This is a genomic window from Mycobacterium arosiense ATCC BAA-1401 = DSM 45069 (assembly GCF_002086125.1).
GTDB classification, from domain to species: domain Bacteria; phylum Actinomycetota; class Actinomycetes; order Mycobacteriales; family Mycobacteriaceae; genus Mycobacterium; species Mycobacterium arosiense.
The window spans coordinates 1-18813 of record NZ_MVHG01000100.1; the positions used below are offsets into that span (position 1 = coordinate 1).

Sequence of the window (18813 nt, forward strand, 5' to 3'; positions counted from 1 at the left end):
GCTATCGCCGGCCTCCGACACAAACCGCCCCATCGAAACCACTGAAACAAAAGTGGCACAAGTGATTTGGCCAGGCGGTCTCCGCATCGTGGCCCCTATTGCGTCGCCGAGAACAATGAGTCCAAGCGGCAACCGTGCTGCGGCATGGTGCGCGATTGGATAGAGGTAGGTGAGTGCCATGGCCTCGTTGCTCACGGCCTGCAGCGGGTTCCTGCTCGCCGTCTTGTGGATGGACTTGATCTTCGATGTTCAGGTTCTTCGCCACCGGAAGGCCACGACCGAACTGCCCGAGGCGGTGCTCGCTTCCATCGCGGCGTACTACCACCGGGCGACCACCACGTCTCGGCCGATGAGCCGGTTGATTTTGCTCGTCATGCTCACCCTCCTGGGCACGCTGGTGCTGCAGGCCGCGCGCGGCCGCGATCCCGGTTGGCTGCTGGTGACCTCGGCCGCGCTTGCCGGCATTCCAACCATGTTGGCGTTGACCCGCACGGTTCCCGATGCGGTGCAGCTCGGGCACCGCGAGGACAGTCCACCCGAGCAGACCCGGCTGGCGCGCTCGGTCTGCCGCGACCATCTGCTCTGTGCCGCCTGCATGCTCGCCTTTCTCATCCTGTGGGTGGCGAACAGCACCGCGATCTGACGGCGGTGACGGGTCGTAGTGACAAGGCGCAGGTCAGGACCCGCTGGCCACGTCAGTGCGCCAGGTACTAAACTAGAACACGTTCCAATTCGGCGAGCCCCCAGGAGTTGTGATGCACACCCCTATCTGCGACGAACTCGGTATCGAGTTCCCGATATTCGCCTTCACCCACTGCCGCGACGTCGTGGTGGCGGTCAGCAAGGCCGGGGGGTTCGGCGTGCTCGGTGCGGTCGGCTTCACGCCCGAGCAGCTGGAGATTGAACTCAACTGGATTGACGAGAACATCGGCGACCACCCCTACGGCGTCGACATCGTCATCCCGAACAAGTACGAAGGCATGGACTCCCACCTGTCCGCGGAGGAGCTTGCCGAAACGCTGCGCAAGATGGTGCCGCAGGAACACCTCGACTTCGGAAAGAAGATCCTCGCCGACCACGGAGTGCCGGTTGAGGACAGCGACGGCGACACCCTGCAGCTCCTCGGCTGGACCGAGGCGACGGCTACGCCCCAGGTCGAGGTTGCGCTCAAGCACCCGAAGGTGAAGATGATCGCCAACGCGCTGGGCACCCCGCCGGCCGACATGATCAAGCGCATCCACGAGGCCGGGCTCAAGGTCGCCGCGTTGTGCGGCTCCCCCTCCCAGGCCCGCAAGCACGCCGACGCGGGCGTCGACATCATCATCGCCCAAGGCGGCGAGGCCGGCGGGCACTGCGGCGAGGTGGGCTCGATCGTGCTATGGCCGCAGGTCGTCAAGGAGGTCGCCCCGATCCCGGTGCTGGCCGCCGGCGGTATCGGCAGCGGCGAGCAGATCGCGGCCGCCCTGGCGCTCGGCGCGCAAGGCGCGTGGACCGGATCGCAGTGGCTGATGGTCGAGGAGTCCTCGAACACCCCGGTTCAGCAGCAGGCCTACGTCAAGGCCGGCAGCCGCGACACCGTCCGCAGCCGGTCGTTCACCGGCAAGCCGGCCCGGATGCTGCGCAACGACTGGACCGAGGCCTGGGAGGCGCCGGGAAACCCGAAGCCGCTTGGAATGCCGTTGCAGTACATGGTCTCCGGCATGGCCGTACGGGCCACCAACAGGTACCCGAACGAATCCGTCGACGTGGCGTTCAACCCGGTCGGTCAGGTGGTCGGGCAGTTCACCAAGGTGGAGAAGACCTCAACGGTGATCGAGCGCTGGGTGCAGGAATACCTTGCGGCCACCAACCGGCTGGACGAACTGAACGAGGCCGCCTCCGTTTAACCTGGCGTCGCGCCTAGGCGTCGCGCCTAGATGTCGTCGGACTCGTCGCGTCCGGTGAACACTTCTTTTGCCCGGTCCACCGCGTAGGTGCCGATGTCGATCGAATTCGAAACGATGCCGCTGGCGCCACCGGCAAGGTCGCCGCGGATGATGTCGCCGGCGTGTTCGACGATGTCGGAGGCTTTTTCGACGGCGTTGGTCGCGATGTCCTTGACCGCGTCGACTGCATCCCTGGCATTGAAGGCCATCTCGAGTCTCCTTTTGTTGCAGGACGGTTGCTACGACTCTAGACGGGGCGGGGTGGCATTTCTCTGCGGGAGCTAACGCCTATCCACGCCTAGTAGTGCACCAAGCTGCGCCAGTAGTCTTCGGGAATTTCGGCCCCGGAGCGCAATATTCGGGCCAGTCCGACGGCCATGGCGATGCCCAGGAGTCCCAACCAGAGCCCGGCCAGCGCGATGACGCCCCACAGCACGGCGGTGACGGTGGGCCAGGGCGAGAGCACCGCCAGCACCGGCGCGAAGAAGAATCCGGTCCCGATGTACCAGGCCGAGCCGGCCCGGTCAGACGCCAGCACGAAGCGCAGCCAGCGTGGAATCGGATGCTGAGCCGGTGGGCTTTCGCGCATGGTCGTTATTCGGAAGGCGGGAAGAACCCTGCGCCGGTGAACCAGCCCTCTTGCCATCCTTGAGCTCCGAGGCAGAGCATCGGAAGCCCGCGGTCCGATTGTGCCGCGCTCTGCGGGCCCGGGCACTTGGCACCGGCCTGCTGCACCCCGTACAGCGGATATGACGCCACCCAGTACCCGGTGGTCGCCGCCGGGAATTGGTTGGGCGGCGGGAAGTGACAGGCCTCGGCCTGGCCGCTGGGCCCGCGTCCGAAGATGAAGCGCTCGTAGTTGTCGCACGGCGCGCCCAGCGAAGCCTGATAGTTCATGCCGGGCACGTCGCCGTCGTAGCCGGCGGCCGCGCACGGTGCCAAGCCGATCGTGATGCCCGCTATCGAAGCGGCGCTGAGCAGTTCCCGAATCATGTCTACCCCGCCTGTCGTCGCCGGTGACCTGCACCAAAGCATATCGGTCGGACCGTCGCCCACAAGACCGTTCCGGCTTGCGGACCCGAACGCCGGCGTACACCCGGTACACGGCGCCAAACGACCGGCAAGGAACACGTTCCAGTTCGCAGCCGAAGATCTTGCTTCAATGCTTCCCAACCAAGGTGCGGCAGTGGTTTCCTTGCACAAGGACGACTAGACCACTTCGTCATCAAGGAGCGGGCCATGCCAACCGTCGAGCCAACTGCCAAGCCGGTCCCCAATCTGCCTCCCGGATTCGACTTCACCGACCCGGATATCCACGCCGAGCGGCTTCCAGTGGAAGAACTGGCCGAACTGCGCCGGACCGCGCCGATCTGGTGGAACGAACAACCCGACGGGGTGGGCGGATTCGATGACGGCGGCTTCTGGGTGGTGACCAAGCACAAGGACGTCAAAGAGATTTCGCGGCGCAGTGACGTCTTCTCCAGCCTCAAGAACACCGCCCTGCCGCGCTACAAAGAGGGCACGGTCCGCGAACAGCGCGAGACCGGCAAGTTCGTACTGCTCAACATGGACGCCCCGCAGCACACCCACCTGCGCAAGATAATCTCGCGGGGCTTCACACCGCGCGCCGTCGAGCTGCTGCGCGACGACCTGAACCAGCGCGCCCGTCAAATCGTCGAGAAGGCGGCCGCTGCGGGTTCCGGTGACTTCGTCGAGCAGGTGTCCTGCGAGCTTCCGCTGCAAGCCATCGCCGGACTGTTGGGAGTGCCGCAGGAAGACCGCATGAAGCTCTTCCACTGGTCGAATGAAATGGTGGGCGACCAGGATCCGGAATTTGCCCGCAATGACGCGATGGGTGCTTCAGTCGAACTGATCACCTACGCCATGCAGATGGCCGCCGACCGGGCGCAGAACCCCGGGGAAGACATTGTCACCAAATTGGTCCAAGCCGACGTCGACGGGCACAAGCTCTCCGACGACGAGTTCGGGTTTTTCGTCATCCTGCTAGCCGTCGCGGGCAATGAGACCACCCGCAACTCCATAACGCAGGGCATGATGGCCTTCACCGAATTCCCAGACCAATGGGACTTGTACAAGCGGGAGCGTCCCGTCACCACGGCCGACGAGATCGTCCGGTGGGCCACCCCGGTCACCTCGTTCCAGCGGACCGCCCTAGAGGACTACGAGTTGTCCGGCGTGCAGATCAAAAAGGGTCAGCGCGTCGTAATGGTCTACCGCTCAGCCAATTTCGACGAGGACGTGTTCGACGACCCGTTCGCCTTCAACATCCTGCGCGACCCCAACCCGCACGTGGGGTTCGGTGGCACCGGCGCGCACTACTGCATCGGGGCCAACCTGGCGCGAATGACCATCGACCTGATGTTCAACGCGATCGCCGACACCATGCCCGACCTGGAATCGGTCGGCAAGCCCGAACGGCTGCGGTCGGGGTGGCTCAATGGAATCAAGCACTGGCAGGTCGACTACCACACCAATGGCACGGCGAAGTGTCCTGTCGCGCGTCAGGCGTAGGGATGACAAGCTAAGGGCATGCCCACTCATCGAGCCGTCCATGTCCCATCCGCCGGTGCCGCTTTCGAACTGGTCGACGCCGAAACCAAACCGCCGGGTCCCGATGAGGTACGTTTGACAATCGCCACGTGCGGCATCTGCGGCACCGACGCGCATTTCGTCAACGGCGGCTTTCCCGGCATGTCGTGGCCGTTGACTCCCGGGCATGAGATCGCCGGCAAGATCGCCGAAATCGGGGACGGTGTCCAAGATTTCGCGGTCGGCGATCGCGTCGCAGTCGGCTGGTTCGGCGGATGTTGCTACCGATGCGATCAATGCCGCAAAGGCCTGTTCATCCACTGCGAGAACGGCAAGGTGCCGAGTTGGCAGTATCCCGGCGGATACGCCGAGTCGGCGACCGTGCCGGTGAGCGCGCTGGCACGCATACCGGACGAACTCTCCGACGCCGAAGCCGCCCCGATGGGATGCGCCGGCGTGACCACGTATAACGCCTTGCGGCACACCAACGCGCTGCCCGGCGACCGGGTGGCGATACTCGGCGTGGGCGGCCTGGGCCACCTCGGGGTGCAATTCGCCCGCGCCATGGGTTTTGAGACCGTCGCGATCAACCGCGGCACCGGCAAAGCCGACGACGCCCGAAAACTGGGCGCCCATCATTACATCGACTCCACGGCCAACGACCCCGCCGAAGCGCTCAAGGACTTGGGCGGCGCAACGGTCGTCCTAGCCACAGCGGGAAATTCTGCGGCCATGGCCGCCACTGTCGGCGGCATCCTCCCCCAGGGGCAACTGGTCACCATCGGGGTCACGCCCGAGCCGCTGCCGATCAGCCCTTTGCAGCTGATAACGCCGGGCGTCAGCATCGTCGGCCACCCTTCCGGGACGGCAAAAGATGTCGAGGACACAATGCATTTCGCCGTCCTGTCCGGCGTGCGGGCGTGGATCGAGGAACTGCCGCTGGCGCAGGCCGCGGAGGGCTACGCCGCCCTCGAAGGCGGCCGGGCCCACTACCGCACCGTTTTGACCATGTGACACGGTCGATTCGTGGATTCCGACCACAAAGCGGTATGGACGATCGCCCCGGCTGACGGTGAGTTGTTGCTGCACACCGGTGTTACCGGCAGGGCGGCACGGATGGGCCATCGTCTCACTATCGCCATGACTCGCTGGCGCGCCACCGTGAGCTGGGTCGACTCCAGACCCGTCAGCGCACGGCTCACGGTGGAGACCGATTCGCTCGAGGTGTTGCGTGGCGACGGCGGCGTCAAGGGGTTGTCCGGGGCGGAGAAGGCGCTGGTGCGGTCCAACGCCCTGAAATCGTTGTCCGCCGGTCGGTTTCCCGAAATCAGCTATACCGCAAGCGTCATCGAAAAGGCCGGCGAAACGTACCGCCTGACCGGCGCTCTGCAGATCCGAGGAGCGCGGCGAGAGCACGCAGTCGAGGTGCACACCGAAGATCTCGGGGAATCGTGGCGGATGTCAGTTCAGTCCACCATCCGGCAGTCCGACTACGGCATCAAGCCGTACTCGCTGCTGATGGGGTCGGTTCAAGTCGCCGACGAGGTGTCGTTGTCTTTCTCCGCCAATCGCGCTCAGGGCGACTGAGCGCTGCCGGGCGCTGTACCCGGCGCCGAATCCACCGCCGGATCGCCGGTGTCACCGGGTATGTGCTCGAGCACCCGGGTCAAGTAGGGCTGTCGATTGCCGCCGTCCGACTGTCGTTCGCCACCAGCGCCCGGTTGCTCCTCCGCAACGCTGGGCTCCGAAACCGGTTCGCCCACAGGTGACTTGGCCTGCGGGACCGGCGGCTGGGTTGGTGGGGTCGCCGGAAGCGGCGCCGCGACAGTGACCGCCTCGGCGATGTGGGGCGTGGGCGGGTGCGTGGCGTGTTTCGGCGCGCCGGCCGCGCTGGCCGGGCCGACGTGGATCCCCACCGCGAGTGACACCGAGCCGACGAAGGTGATGGCACCGGCCGCCAACGCGGTCACGGCCCCGGCGTAGGACAACGGCCGCTTTTGAGTGGCCGCGGGAACGGGTTCGCCAATCCGCTCGACCAGCTGCTCGTCGGTGAATTCGGTGCTTGCAGCGGCGGACAGCGCCGCGCCGCGGGCGATCGTCACCTGGGCCATCGATTGCACGAAAACCGGTACCGGCAAAGCCTTTTCGAGCTGCCAGGAAAGGCCGTCGATGTCGTTGTGAGCGCCCACCACGACAACGCCGCCGGGCTGCCACCCGTTGCGCTCGAACATGCCGGTCAGCCAGCGGGTCAGACCGTCGAAGCCGCCGCGCACGCGCTTGGTGGCCGTCTGGGTCTCACCGTCATGCGTGTCGACCATGGCCACGGTCGTCCAGTCGTGGTCGAGGATGCAGACGGCGGTCTGCTCGTAGCCGATGACGGGCGCGATGGCCTGAGCCAATGTCTCGATGGCCTCGAGGAAGCGGATCGGCACGACGTTGTCGAAGCCCGCGTCGGTCAAGGCCTCCAAGACCAGCGCGGCCTGTGCGGTTGCTTCGTCGTTCCAAGTCACTCCGATGACACGCAACCGGCGATCGCTCGCGGCCGCCGCGGCATCGACCCGCAATACCTCGTCCACCACTTGCTCTGCGGTACCCACGGCGCGCACGCCGTGGCCGGCGCGCAACTCGAGCTCCTGGTGGTCCAGGATGGTGCCGTCCGCACCGTGTCCTTCGGCGAGGACCCAACCGACGGCGGTCGGCGTCACTGACAGGCCAAGAACCGTGTCCAAATCAATGCCCCAATCGGTCCCGCGTCCGACGCCCTCAACCGCATCTACGCGCACCATGAAGCCGCAGGCGCGGTGATTCGTGAGAGCCGGAACAGACCCGGGATAGCGTGGTCTTCATCGGCTTGCTTCGAGAGCAGCCTACGCGGTCGCCGAAAGTCCGGCTGCGTCGGTCAGGCATCAGGGCGGATCGCCAGATGGGAAGCGCGGCACGCCGAAACGGGGCGGACCCGCCGGTTGCGAAACCACGCCGGTTATCGACCACCCGAAATAAATGGTTGACCCGCGCGCGGGCGGCGCCGTCAAAACGATCAAAACGGGCGACGCGTGGCGTTGCGGTTGCGATCCCGCCGAAATCCGGCCAGGCTTCTTTTCGGGTGTTTCTATCAGGGTGGCGCAGCGCCCGGTCGGCGAGCGCTCGACTAGCCGTAAACCCGCTGCTGCCTGGCGCTTTTTAGGCCGGCGTGTGAAGCGCTCGCACAGCGGGTACGCGGCGCCTGTCGCCACCCGGTTGTGTCGGGTGGCGAAATTGCGAAAGTGAAAAGCGATGCCGAAACGCGACGCGTTCGCGTCCCAATCGACATTTGACAGACTCACACGGTAAATTCCTGTGAGACCACGATCACACTGACCACATCGACAAGGGGCAGGTATGACAGATCTGAGCGAGAAGGTCCGGGCCTGGGGGCGCCGGCTTTTGGTCGGCGCAGCGGCGGCAGCCACACTGCCGGGCCTGATCGGTCTTGCCGGCGGCGCTCCAACCGCGAATGCGTTTTCGCGGCCGGGCCTGCCAGTCGAGTACCTGCAGGTGCCGTCCGCCGGAATGGGCCGCAACATCAAGGTCCAGTTCCAAAGCGGCGGCAATGGCTCGCCAGCGGTTTATCTACTGGACGGTCTGCGTGCCCAGGACGACTACAACGGCTGGGACATCAACACCCCGGCGTTCGAGTGGTACTACCAGTCGGGCCTGTCGATCGTCATGCCGGTCGGTGGTCAATCCAGCTTCTACAGCGACTGGTACAACCAGGCCTGCGGTAAGGCCGGCTGCCAGACGTACAAGTGGGAGACCTTCCTCACCAGCGAGCTGCCGCAATACCTGCAGTCCAACAAAAGTGTGAAGCCCAACGGAAGTGCGGCGGTCGGCATCTCGATGGCCGGTTCGTCGGCGATGATCCTGGCCGCCTACCACCCGGCGCAGTTCATCTACGCCGGCTCGCTGTCGGCCCTGCTGGACCCGTCCCAGGGAATGGGGCCGAGCCTGATCGGTCTGGCAATGGGTGACGCCGGTGGCTACAAAGCCAACGACATGTGGGGTCCGTCGAGCGACCCGGCGTGGGCACGAAACGACCCGACCCTGCAGATCCCGAAGCTGGTCGGCAACAACACCCGGCTCTGGGTGTACTGCGGTAACGGCACGCCGTCCGAGCTCGGTGGGGCGAACATGCCGGCCGAGTTCCTGGAGAACTTCGTGCGCAGCAGCAACCTGAAGTTCCAGGACGCATACAACGGTGCCGGCGGCCACAACGCGGTGTGGAACTTCAACGCCAACGGAACGCACAGCTGGGAGTACTGGGGAGCCCAGCTCAACGCCATGAAGCCCGATCTGCAGGGCGCCCTGGGCGCTTCCCAGGGCGGCGGCGGATAAACCCGGCTGCCGCTCGGTCACTGCTGCGCCTGACGACTTTGTCAGGCGCAGCAGTGCGTTGCCCCGGCCAGCTAGTGAGAATGTCGTCATGCATCCCAGCGTCCACTCGCGAAGCCGAGCCGTCGCCGCATGCTGTGGGGCCGCGGTCGTGAGCCTGGCGCTGGCGGTGGCGCCCGCTCGGGCCCACACCTCGAGTCCGCTCAGCCCCTTGGCTGACGCCGCCGCGCAACGCCTGCAGATCGCCGACCCGGTCGCCGCCTACAAGTGGCACCAACGCGGCGCCATCGAAGATCCGGCGCGCGTGCAGCAAGAACTGACCAGGCTGGCCGACGACGCCGTCGGCGAACACATCGACCGCGACTACGTCACCCGGGTTTTCGGCGACCAGATCAGTGCCACCGAGGCCATCGAATACCACCGGTTCGCGGACTGGAAGCTGAATCCGGCAAGCGCTCCGCCCGACGCGCCGGACCTGTCGTCGTCCCGGTCGGCGATCGACGCCCTCAACCGGAGGATACTGACTCAGCTGTCGGCCAACTGGGGCTTGCTGCACTCGTCGGAATGCGCCGCCCAACTCGACGCCGCGAGAAGCGGCGTCATCCAGGAACGTCAGCTCGACGACCTCTATCAACGGGCCTTGTCGTCAGCGACGCAATCCTACTGCCAACAATAATTTATTTTTTCCTCACCAATTTCTAACGGTCCCATTCGGCCCGCTTATGAGGCGATTTCCGCAGATAGATGGCTTATCTCGCGCCATTTTCGAATAGGTAACGCTTTGGCCACACGGGCCGAAATCCTGGACATGACAAATCTCTGCAAGCCTCTCGCCAAGGCCATAGCGGTCGGCGGATTCGTTGCAGCGTCGGTGACTTCGTCCACGGGTGTGGCGAGCGCGGCCCCCGCGCCCAACTGGGACGCGATCGCGCAGTGCGAATCCGGTGGCAACTGGCACGCCAACACCGGGAATGGCGAATATGGCGGATTGCAATTCAAACCGGACACCTGGTACCGCTACGGCGGCGTCGGCAATCCCGCGGCCGCGTCCAGGGAGCAGCAAATCGCCGTGGCCAACCGGGTTTTCGCCGAGGAGGGCGTGGAGCCCTGGCCGAAGTGTGGCGCGCAATCCGGCCTGCCGATCGGTTGGTACTCGCACCCGGCTCAGGGCATCAAGCAGATCATCAACGGGCTGATCCAGGCGGCCGTCCCGCACTGATGACACGCACCTGCGGCCTATGACCCGGCGCCCGGCTGTGTTTGGATCAGCCCATGGAAGGTTCGGCGACTGTTCATATGGCGGCGCCTGCGGCCAAGATCTGGGATCTCATCGCGGACGTCCGCAACACCGGAAGGTTTTCCCCGGAAGTGTTCGAAGCCGAGTGGCTCGGCGACGCGACCGGCCCCGCCCTGGGCGCGAAATTCCGCGGTCACGTCCGGCGTAATGAGATGGGGCCCGTGTATTGGACGACCTGCAAGGTCACCGCCTGCGAACCGGGCCGCGAATTCGGCTTCGCGGTGCTGCTCGGTGACCGCGCCGTCAACAACTGGCACTACCGCTTGGCCCCCAGCGGCGGCGGGACCGACGTCACCGAGTCGTTCCGGCTCAACCCGGCGCCCTGGCTCGGCGTCTACTGGTTGCTCGGCGGCTTTCTGCGCAAGCGCCGCAATATCCGTGACATGACCAAGACGCTGAGCCGCATCAAAGATGTGGTCGAGGCGGACTGACGCCCGTGAAGTCCGTCTTCATCACCGGTGCGGGCAGCGGCATGGGTCGTGAGGGGGCAAAGCTGTTCCACGCCAAGGGCTGGCGCGTCGGCGCGGTTGACCGCAACGAAGACGGCTTGGCGACGCTGAACGACGAACTCGGCGGCGATCGGCTATGGACCCGCGCCGTCGACGTGACCGACAGGGCGGCGCTCGAGGGTGCTTTGGCCGATTTTTGCGCCGGCAACGCCGGCGGCGGACTCGACATGATGTGGAACAACGCCGGCATCGGCGAATCCGGCTGGTTCGAGGACGTCCCCTATGACGCCGCGATGCGCGTGGTGGATGTGAACTTCAAGGCGGTGCTCACGGGCGCATACGCGTCGCTGCCCTACCTCAGGAAGGCCCCGGGCAGCCTGATGTTCTCCACATCGTCGTCCTCGGGGACCTACGGCATGCCGCGCCTGGCCGTCTACTCGTCGACCAAGCACGCGGTGAAGGGTCTGACCGAGGCGTTGAGTGTGGAGTGGCAGCGACACGGCGTGCGCGTCGCCGACGTGCTCCCCGGTCTCATCGATACCGCCATCCTGACGACCACGACCAATCACTCCGACGACGGCGGCGCGCCCATGACGGCGGAGCAACTGCGCGCCACCGCACCCAAGAAGGGCATGCTCCGGTTGATGCCGGCAAGCAACGTGGCCGAGACGGCGTGGCAGGCCTACCACAATCGGAAGCGGCTGCACTGGTACGTTCCCAAGAGCATCCGCTTGATCGACTTGTTCAAGGGCCTGAGCCCGGAATTCGTGCGACGCAACATCGTCAAGTCCCTGCCCGCGCTGGCCCCGAAGCGGCAGTAAGGAGGCCGGCTGATGCAAAACCGTTTGCTCACAATCGCTTTGGTTTCGGTGGCGGTCGCCGTCAGCGTCGCGGGATGCGGCGCGGCGCAGACTACACCTCGTCGGGCCGCGCGCCTGACCATCGACGGCGCCACGCACACCACGCGTCCCCCGGCGTGCCGGCAAGACCAGATGTATCGGACCATTAACATCCCCGATCGCGACGGCGGGGTCGAAGCGGTGGTGCTGCTCAGCGGTTACCGCGTGATGCCGCAGTGGGTCAAGATTCGCAATGTCGACGGATTCAGCGGCAGCTTCTGGCGGGGCGGGGTGGGAGACGCGCGCGTTGATCTGAACAACGGCGCCTACACCATCACGGGCAGCGCGTACGGGATCAACAGCAGCAACCCCAACAAAGTGGTGACCACCGACTTCAAAATCGTCGCCGAGTGCTGACTCCGCAGGTGATCGGGGCTTAGGCTCGAAACGACACTGATCGAGGGAGGGCCGGTGAGGGAACGGTTGCACTGGTTCGCGATGCACGGCTTCATCCGGGGCGCCGCGGCGCTTGGGGCCCGGCGCGGTGACGTCCAGGCCAGGCTGATCGCCGATCCGGCGGTGGCCGCCGACCCGGTGCCCTACTACGACGAAGTCCGCGCCCGGGGCAAGCTGGTGAAGGGCCGCGTCGCGTATCTGACAGCGGATCATGCACTGGCGCATGAACTGCTGCGCTCCGATGATTTCCGGGTGCTGATCTTCGGATCGAATCTGCCGGCGCCGCTTCGATGGCTGGAGCGCCGCACCCGAGACGACCTTCTGCATCCATTGCGTGCGCCGTCGTTGCTGGCCGTCGAACCGCCCGACCACACCCGTTATCGCAAGACGGTGTCGGCGGTGTTCACGCCCAGAGCCGTCGCCGCGCTGCGGGAGCGGGTCGAGCAGACGGCCGCCGACCTGCTGGATCGGTTGGCCGGTGAGCCCGGCGTCGTGGACATCGTCGGACGGTACTGCTCGCAACTTCCGGTGTCGATCATCAGCGAGATCCTCGGTGTGCCTGAGTCGGAGCGCCGCCGCGTACTCGAATTCGGCGAACTGGCGGCGCCGAGCCTCGACATCGGATTGCCATGGCGGCAGTACCGCAGCGTGCAGCGCGGGATCGCCGGCTTCAGCGCCTGGCTTGCCGAGCATCTGCGGCGGTTACGCGTGGAACCAAGCGACAATCTGATGAGCCAACTGATTCAGACGGCCGAAGGCGGTTCTGCGGAAACCTATCTCAACGAGAAGGAACTTCAGGCCATCGCCGGGCTGGTGCTGGCCGCCGGCTTCGAGACCACGGTAAACCTGCTCGGCAACGGGATTCGCATGTTGTTGGATGCGCCGGAGCATCTGGACACCCTGCGTCGGCGTCCCGAGGCGTGGCCCAACGCCGTCGAAGAGATCCTGCGGCTGGAATCACCTGTGCAGCTGACCGCGCGGATGGCGTTCAACGATGTCGAGATAGCGGGCCGGCAGTTGCAACGTGGCGACCTGGTGCTGGTGTATCTCGCAGCCGCCAACCGGGATCCATCGGTGTTTACCGACCCGCACCGCTTCGACATCGAAAGGGAAAACGCCGGAAGGCATCTCGCCTTCTCCGGTGGCCGGCACTTCTGCCTGGGCGCGGCCCTGGCCCGGGCCGAGGGCGAAGTCGGACTGCGCACTTTTTTCGACCGCTTCCCCGAGGCGCGCGCGGCGGGCACCGGAAGCAGGCGAGAAACCCGCGTGCTGCGGGGATGGTCGGCATTGCCGGTGGCGCTGGGGCCCTACGTGCGCGAGTACGACCGAACCAGTTGACACCGGGGCGGCGACGGGGTTTATTTGCCGCTATGACAGAGGTATCTATGATCGCGGTCGAGGATGCCGTGCGCGGGCTGTGGCAGGCCCTGTCGCGACGGGATTGGGAAGCGATCAAGACCTTCCTCTCCGACGACTGCCTCTATGTCGACATGCCGGTCCCCGCACTGTCGGCGCGTGGTCCGGAGGGCATCGTGCAACGCCTCAAAATGGGACTCGAGCAGTTGGCCGGCTACGAGAACCACCCCGGCGTGCTGGTATCCAACGGCGCCGACGTGCTCTACGAGCATTCCGAGACACGGACTTTCGCCTCCGGCGAGCGGGGTATGCTGCGATTCGTGACGGTCCATAAGGTCGTCGACGGCAAAGTGGCTGTCTGGAAAGACTATTGGGACTTCAACAGCCTGGTGGCCTTCGCTCCTCCGAACCACTTCGAGAACCTGGCGACCGGCGACGTGAGTTGGGTGTTCGACGCCTCAGCGCTGGTCTGACGGCTCCTTTTCAAGGAAACGCCTCTGCGGCTGCGGAACGCGTCAGTCAAGCTCCGACTCGGCCATCTTCCGCAGGCGTTTCAACGTATCCGCAAGGGTGCGTCCCACCTGGCGCACGGCGATCCGGTCGGCGATGTACCCAAGTATTCCGCCGGGCGCCTGATACGACAGCCGGAACGTCACCTTTGTGCAGCCGTCGCCTCTATCGCGCAACCGCATCCGCCCGCGCAGCGTTACGCCGGTGATGCCCACCCACGCCAGGTCGCGGCCGTCGTCAAACTCGACCACCTCGATCAGGCCGCCGACGGGTACGGATCCGATTTTCCAGTGCACGGTGTAGCGCGCACCGACGCCGGCCGCTTTGTCGTTCGACGACTCCCATCGCTCCAGGTTCGTCATGAAGGCCGGGTAGCAGTCCGGGTCGCTGACGATCTTCCACACATCGGCGCGGTCGGCGTTGATGACGCAATGGCGTTCGACGCGCATCAGCCGATCACCGGGAATCGTCGCTCGGCGGCCAGGCGGTCGACACCGCCCTGCAGGGAAGCCATCACCTTGTCGTGCACCGCTTGATCGTCGCCGTCGACCTCGATTGGCTCTTGAACCTCGATCGCGATCTTGGTGGGTAACGGAATGTGCCCCGCCAGGTCGCTGATGTTCAGGCCCCAGGGCAGCGCCAGCAATATCGGAATGCTCTTCAGCCGAAGCAACTTGTCGGCCATCAGCAGCTTGGCCAGCCACTGCCCCCGGCTGAGGAAAAACGCGCTTTCCTGCCCACCGACGCTGGCGACGGGAACGATCGGCACCCCGGCCTCGCGGGCCAGCTTCACGTAACCCATGCGCCCGCCGAAGTCGACCTTGTGCCGTTCCCATGAGGGCCGGAACACCTCGTAGTCGCCGCCGGGGTAGACCAGCAGCGCGGCGCCGGAATCCAATGCGAGACGAGCGTTCTCGGGGTTGGCGGCGACCGTTCCGAATTTGCGCAACCCGCCCAGTGGCGGTGCGGAGACGACGAGGTCGTGGGCCAACTGGCAGAAGGGCCGCTCGACGCCGAAATAGGAGCAGAAGGCGAGGGTGAACACGAAGGTGTCGGGGGGCACATTGCCGCCGCTGTGGTTGCCCACCAGCAGCACGGGGCCCTCAGCCGGAATTCGGTCGAGGCCCCGCACGTCCGACCTGAAATAAAACGACGCCAGCAACCAGGTCCCCGGCAGTTGGTCGCGGATGTAGTCCGGGTCCCGCTGGTCGAGGTCAGCCTTGGGCACCCACGACACCACCTTGTCGCGGGCCCAGCCCAAGACGCCCTTCGCTGTCGCCATAGCCGGAGAGATACCCCTGCGTGGCCGGGGGTCAAACGCGGTAAATGCGCGCGGCGTTCTCGCGGGCGATGAGGTCGACCACCCGGAGGGCGTCTGGCTCGCTCCAGTCGTCGCGGTCGACGAATTCACGCAGCACCCGATGGATACCCTTGCGCCACAGGACCGTACCGAGGAAATGCAGTTCTGGCGGCCCGAATCCGTCCGACGAATAGAGGATCTTGGAAAACGGCGCCAATTCGAGCAACCGCGCCAGGAACGCGGGTGACCGCGCACCCAAGTGGTTGACGCTCAACCCGCCATCGACATAGACGTTGTTGAGCGCCTGGGCCAGATAGCCGGCCTCGCGCTCGTACGGGTAACAGTGCAACAGCACTATCGGGACGTTTGCCGCGCCTCGCAGAAAGTCGAGCAGCAGCAGCGGATTAGCCCTGTGCAGATCACAATCGCGGTCGCCGAACCCGACGTGGAACTGCAGTGGCTTGCCGAGCCGCAACGCCTGATGCAACCCGAACCGCAGCAGGACCCTGTCCTGCAACCGCGTGCCGCCGCGGTCACGCCAGCGGCTTGCGGCTTCGGCGACCTCCGCCGGCGACGGGTCGCTCAGGTCGCCGTCGAACCCGCCCCGGTACGCCAGAATCGATTTGGTGGCGACCGCGCCGGCCGCGCGCCGATGTAGGATCTCCTCGAACGCCGCCGCGTAGTCGCCCTGCGTCTGCGCCGCCTGCTCGGCCACCTCCTCGAGCCGAATGACCTCGCGCGCGTCACCGCCGGACAGCCGGGCCATATCCGCGACTCCGGCGACACCGCCACTGCCGATCCCGGTGTCCACCAGCCAGTCGCTCACCCCGGCGGCGGTCAAAAACAGTCGCGCCAATTCATCGGCGTTGAATTGGCTACGGCGATCCCAATATGCTTGCGGATCAGCGTGTTTGGGCAGACCCAGGGCGGGAGCGCAATGAGCGCGCACCGCGAACCCGAGTTGTGAATCGAAACCCGAATGGGTAATGGGTTCGGTGTTGCCCTCATTGAGCGCGTTCTCGAATCGCGGCCGGTCTCCCGGTGTCAACCAGCATCCGTGGACATGCTGATCAATCAGCGCCACATCGCCGATGTGCAGGGCCAGGGCGCGAGTGTCGGAGACCATGACCAGTCCGTCACAGGCTCCAGGCCATGCGGAATTTGTCCGCCAGTTGCTCGGGCGCCAGGTCGCCGTAGCGCTCCTGCTCGAGGCGGCGAACCGCCACCACCATGTCGACCGCTGAATCGCCCAGGATGCGGCGCATCGCCTCCGAGCCATCAAACGCCGCAATCGCTTCGGCCTGCGAATCGGTCAAGCGCACGATACCGTCGCGCGCACGGTCGGATCCCGGCAGGACGGACGGGTCGATGGTGACCTCAGGCGGAAGCGCGGCCTGGCACTTGATCCCGTCCAGGGCCAGGCCGAGGATTGCCGCCGACGCCAGATACGGATTCGCGGAAGGGTCGACAATCTTCACCTCTACGTTGCCGCCGCGCGGGGTTCCGGGTCCGCCTCTGACGAATCGCACTGCGGCTTCGCGATTTTCGGTTCCCCAGCACGCGTAGGCGCCGGCCCAGTTGCCCGGCCGCAACCGCAAGCCGGAGACGATCGATCCGCACAAGACGCCTCGGGCTTCCGGCAGCCCGTGAACCAGACCCGCGATCGCGCTCTCCCCCGAAGCCGTCATGCCCTGGCTTCGGTCGCCGTCGGAGAACAGCGGGCCTTCCGGACCCGACAGCGAAAAGTGTTGATGCGCACCCGATCCGACGTCGTCGGCGAACGGTGCGGGTGACAGGCTGATCCGCACGCCGTGCCGGCGCGCCGCGCGCCCGATGATGAGACGCATCAGTATCAGCTGATCGGCGGCGGCCACCGGGGACTGCGGCGACAGCGAGATCTCGAACTGGTTGGCGCCGTACTCGGGGTGGAACTGTTCGATCGCGATCCCGGCCCCCGCCGCCGATCCGATCACGTCACGTACGAACGCCTCGTGCTCCAGCATGCCGGCCAGGCCGTACTGCGCCCACAACGCCGACGGCAGCCGAGCGCCGTCCGGGCCGACCAGCAGGAATTCGATTTCGTGCCCGACGGCGGCCTCGAGGCCGGCTTCGGCGAGCGCCGCCTCGATGCGCCGCAGCGTGCCGCGGCTGCAGGTCGGCACCGGGGTGCCGTCCTGCTCGAAAAATGAGGCGGGTGCCCACGCCAGCCCGTCGCCGACGATGCGCAACGCCGAAAGATCGATCCGAAGGCGCTGGTCCCCCACCACGCCCGCATGGGCGGTGAAGGCGATCCCGGTCTGGTCGATGGCGAACGCATGCCAGGACGGGCTGGCCCCCAGGCCCGGATCTGCGAACGTGTTGGTCCGCCGGATCGGGACCGTCTTGGCCATGGTGAGTCCGGCCGGATTGACCACCGTGCCGATGACCGTGTCGACGCCCTCGCCCTCCAGCTGCGCGATCGCCGCGGCGGCGAGTGGTGTGCCGGTCATGGCAGCCATTCTCCCAACCTCGCACCGCCCCGCACGGCAAACGGCGTCACTGCGCGCTCAGTTCTGCCGGGCGACGAGTTCGGTGACGAACCGATCGAGAAAGCCGTCCACCGGCGCCGCACCGACCGGCCGAATGACGAATTTCGTCAAGCCCGCCTCGATGTAGGCGTCGAGTTGCCGGTGCAGCTGATCCCATCCGGCGGCGATCAGCTCGCTGGGGGCGCGGTCCGGGCGACGCCGGCGCACCGCCGCGGCCAACTCCTCGGGCGGTTCCCCCTGCCCTTCCCACACGGCCAGCGAGATGCCGAAGTGGTCGGGCTCGATGCTGCGGCCGGCGTGTGCCGCCGCCCGCTCGATCGCTTCGCGCCCGGCCCGCGCCTCCGCCGGCGTAAGGAAGCTGCCCAGCCAGCCGTCGCCCAGCGCGCCGATGCGCCGAAACGCGGCCGGCGCCGAGCCTCCCACCCAGATGTCAAGCTGCGGTGACGGTTTCGGCGCCACGGCCACGTCGGTGACGCTGAAGTACCGGCCGGTGAATGTGGCCGATTCCTCAACCAGCGCCGCGCGCAGCAGCCGCGGCGATTCGTCGAACACCGCCGCGCGCTCGCCGTCGGGGACCACGAAGACCTCCCGTTCGGCCGGTATCGCCGAACGCAAGCCGAAAACGGGTAGGACCCGTCTGGGCGCGACGGCCGCCAGTGAGGCCAACTGCTTTGCCACCAGCACCGGATGCCGACCGGGAAGCACGGCCACCGACGTGCCCACCTTCAACCGGGTCGTCCGGGCCAGCGCGTACGCCATGCCGACCACCGGATCGACCGCCGGCGAGTACACCAATTCGGAAAACCACAGCGAGTCCACCCCGTTGGCCTCGAGGTGATCCACGATGGCGGCCAGTCGATCCGGTGCGGTATCGGCACCCAGGCCGACGCCGAAGCGAATCTTCATCGCCGCCTCCCTTTGAATGCTCTCACCCACACCGCAACGTCGGCGGCCCCGCCATTTGTGCCCGGGGCGCGCGTCATCGCCGGTCGCCCGGCTGGGCGAGACTAGGGCGTGTCTGGCAAAGATTTTGGATGTTGTGCCCGAGGCTTGAGTCATGTCGCGGTTTCAGTTGCTCCCCGATGCTCAGTGGTCGTTGATTGAAGATTTGCTTCCGACTCGGACAGGCAAGCGGGGCAGGCCCTTTCAGGATGCCCGCTCGATGGTCGAGGGCATTATTTATCGGTACCGGTGTGGGATCGCCTGGCGAGACGTGCCCGGGGCGTTCGGGCCGT

At 66.1% G+C, this 18813-nt stretch carries 24 protein-coding genes; 14 read left to right on the forward strand and 10 right to left on the reverse strand.

All coding sequences use genetic code 11. The features are described from left to right. The first annotated feature begins 178 nt into the window (after positions 1-178). Positions 179-643 (forward strand): hypothetical protein, encoded by a 465-nt coding sequence (locus BST14_RS24440; protein ID WP_083066910.1) that lies wholly within the window; start codon positions 179-181, stop codon positions 641-643. Positions 644-755: 112 nt separating this feature from the next. Further along, positions 756-1886: a nitronate monooxygenase gene (locus tag BST14_RS24445; RefSeq protein ID WP_083066911.1), complete on the forward strand. Its 1131-nt coding sequence runs from the start codon at positions 756-758 to the stop codon at positions 1884-1886. A 26-nt stretch (positions 1887-1912) separates the two neighbouring features. Here the strand turns inward: BST14_RS24445 and BST14_RS24450 are convergent, their stop codons facing one another. The 3 genes from BST14_RS24450 to BST14_RS24460 all read right to left on the reverse strand — a co-directional run bounded on the left by BST14_RS24450 (position 1913) and on the right by BST14_RS24460 (position 2918). After that, entirely contained in the window at positions 1913-2134 is a 222-nt protein-coding gene (locus BST14_RS24450) for an Rv1893 family protein (RefSeq protein WP_083066912.1), read from the reverse strand. Positions 2135-2223: 89 nt separating this feature from the next. After that, entirely contained in the window at positions 2224-2514 is a 291-nt protein-coding gene (locus tag BST14_RS24455) for a hypothetical protein (RefSeq protein WP_083066913.1), read from the reverse strand. 5 nt (positions 2515-2519) lie between these two features. Then, the gene (locus tag BST14_RS24460) at positions 2520-2918 is read right to left on the reverse strand and encodes a hypothetical protein (protein WP_066868428.1); all 399 of its coding nucleotides are present in this window, start codon (positions 2916-2918) and stop codon (positions 2520-2522) included. 246 nt (positions 2919-3164) lie between these two features. Between BST14_RS24460 and BST14_RS24465 the strand changes: the two genes are divergently transcribed. From BST14_RS24465 to BST14_RS24475, 3 genes are read left to right on the forward strand one after another with little or no spacing between them, the layout of a single operon-like run. Continuing rightward, entirely contained in the window at positions 3165-4457 is a 1293-nt protein-coding gene (locus tag BST14_RS24465) for a cytochrome P450 (RefSeq protein ID WP_083066914.1), read from the forward strand. An 18-nt stretch (positions 4458-4475) separates the two neighbouring features. Beyond that, entirely contained in the window at positions 4476-5489 is a 1014-nt protein-coding gene (locus tag BST14_RS24470) for an alcohol dehydrogenase (RefSeq protein WP_083066915.1), read from the forward strand. 12 nt (positions 5490-5501) lie between these two features. Continuing rightward, on the forward strand, positions 5502-6062 hold the full coding sequence (locus BST14_RS24475; RefSeq protein WP_083066916.1) for a YceI family protein: 561 nt from the start codon (positions 5502-5504) through the stop codon (positions 6060-6062). Here BST14_RS24475 and BST14_RS24480 read toward each other — a convergent pair. Both BST14_RS24480 and BST14_RS24485 read right to left on the reverse strand, forming a co-directional pair. Next, positions 6050-7204, reverse strand: coding sequence for a DUF7159 family protein (locus tag BST14_RS24480; protein WP_083066930.1), 1155 nt, complete (start codon positions 7202-7204; stop codon positions 6050-6052). The genes BST14_RS24475 and BST14_RS24480 overlap by 13 nt on opposite strands. 177 nt (positions 7205-7381) lie before the next feature. Continuing rightward, positions 7382-7798: a hypothetical protein gene (locus BST14_RS24485; protein WP_169926122.1), complete on the reverse strand. Its 417-nt coding sequence runs from the start codon at positions 7796-7798 to the stop codon at positions 7382-7384. A gap of 55 nt (positions 7799-7853) precedes the next feature. On the opposite strand from BST14_RS24485, the gene ag85B reads away from it, so the two are divergent. The 8 genes from ag85B to BST14_RS24525 all read left to right on the forward strand — a co-directional run bounded on the left by ag85B (position 7854) and on the right by BST14_RS24525 (position 13713). Beyond that, the gene (gene ag85B / locus BST14_RS24490; protein ID WP_083066918.1) at positions 7854-8846 is read left to right on the forward strand and encodes a diacylglycerol acyltransferase/mycolyltransferase Ag85B; all 993 of its coding nucleotides are present in this window, start codon (positions 7854-7856) and stop codon (positions 8844-8846) included. A gap of 88 nt (positions 8847-8934) precedes the next feature. After that, positions 8935-9519 carry a chorismate mutase gene (locus tag BST14_RS24495; protein WP_083066919.1) on the forward strand — a complete coding sequence of 195 codons (585 nt, stop codon included), beginning with the start codon at positions 8935-8937 and terminating at the stop codon, positions 9517-9519. A 132-nt stretch (positions 9520-9651) separates the two neighbouring features. Continuing rightward, on the forward strand, positions 9652-10062 hold the full coding sequence (gene rpfC / locus BST14_RS24500) for a resuscitation-promoting factor RpfC (protein WP_245845681.1): 411 nt from the start codon (positions 9652-9654) through the stop codon (positions 10060-10062). A 35-nt stretch (positions 10063-10097) separates the two neighbouring features. After that, positions 10098-10571 carry an SRPBCC family protein gene (locus BST14_RS24505; protein ID WP_211280808.1) on the forward strand — a complete coding sequence of 158 codons (474 nt, stop codon included), beginning with the start codon at positions 10098-10100 and terminating at the stop codon, positions 10569-10571. Positions 10572-10576: 5 nt separating this feature from the next. Beyond that, positions 10577-11410 (forward strand): SDR family oxidoreductase, encoded by an 834-nt coding sequence (locus BST14_RS24510; protein WP_083066922.1) that lies wholly within the window; start codon positions 10577-10579, stop codon positions 11408-11410. A 12-nt stretch (positions 11411-11422) separates the two neighbouring features. Then, positions 11423-11845: a lipoprotein LpqH gene (locus tag BST14_RS24515; protein ID WP_083066923.1), complete on the forward strand. Its 423-nt coding sequence runs from the start codon at positions 11423-11425 to the stop codon at positions 11843-11845. Positions 11846-11899: 54 nt separating this feature from the next. Further along, the gene (locus tag BST14_RS24520; protein WP_083066924.1) at positions 11900-13222 is read left to right on the forward strand and encodes a cytochrome P450; all 1323 of its coding nucleotides are present in this window, start codon (positions 11900-11902) and stop codon (positions 13220-13222) included. A 47-nt stretch (positions 13223-13269) separates the two neighbouring features. Continuing rightward, positions 13270-13713 carry a nuclear transport factor 2 family protein gene (locus BST14_RS24525; RefSeq protein ID WP_083066925.1) on the forward strand — a complete coding sequence of 148 codons (444 nt, stop codon included), beginning with the start codon at positions 13270-13272 and terminating at the stop codon, positions 13711-13713. A gap of 42 nt (positions 13714-13755) precedes the next feature. Here the strand turns inward: BST14_RS24525 and BST14_RS24530 are convergent, their stop codons facing one another. From BST14_RS24530 to BST14_RS24550, 5 genes are read right to left on the reverse strand one after another with little or no spacing between them, the layout of a single operon-like run. After that, positions 13756-14199 carry an SRPBCC family protein gene (locus tag BST14_RS24530; RefSeq protein WP_083066926.1) on the reverse strand — a complete coding sequence of 148 codons (444 nt, stop codon included), beginning with the start codon at positions 14197-14199 and terminating at the stop codon, positions 13756-13758. Further along, positions 14199-15032, reverse strand: a complete 834-nt coding sequence (locus tag BST14_RS24535) for a lysophospholipid acyltransferase family protein (RefSeq protein WP_083066927.1) — start codon at positions 15030-15032, stop codon at positions 14199-14201. Before BST14_RS24535 ends, BST14_RS24530 begins: the two co-directional genes overlap by 1 nt. A 31-nt stretch (positions 15033-15063) precedes the next feature. After that, positions 15064-16176: an amidohydrolase family protein gene (locus BST14_RS24540; protein ID WP_083066928.1), complete on the reverse strand. Its 1113-nt coding sequence runs from the start codon at positions 16174-16176 to the stop codon at positions 15064-15066. Between the two features lie 10 nt (positions 16177-16186). Then, positions 16187-17539 (reverse strand): type I glutamate--ammonia ligase, encoded by a 1353-nt coding sequence (locus BST14_RS24545; RefSeq protein ID WP_083066931.1) that lies wholly within the window; start codon positions 17537-17539, stop codon positions 16187-16189. A 57-nt stretch (positions 17540-17596) separates the two neighbouring features. Continuing rightward, a complete protein-coding gene (locus BST14_RS24550) occupies positions 17597-18484 on the reverse strand; it encodes a TIGR03854 family LLM class F420-dependent oxidoreductase (RefSeq protein ID WP_083066929.1) in 888 nt (295 codons plus the stop codon). Between the two features lie 151 nt (positions 18485-18635). Here BST14_RS24550 and BST14_RS31775 point away from each other — a divergent pair. Next, positions 18636-18813 (forward strand): transposase (locus tag BST14_RS31775; RefSeq protein ID WP_142279574.1); only part of this gene is annotated, 178 nt, incomplete at its 3' end.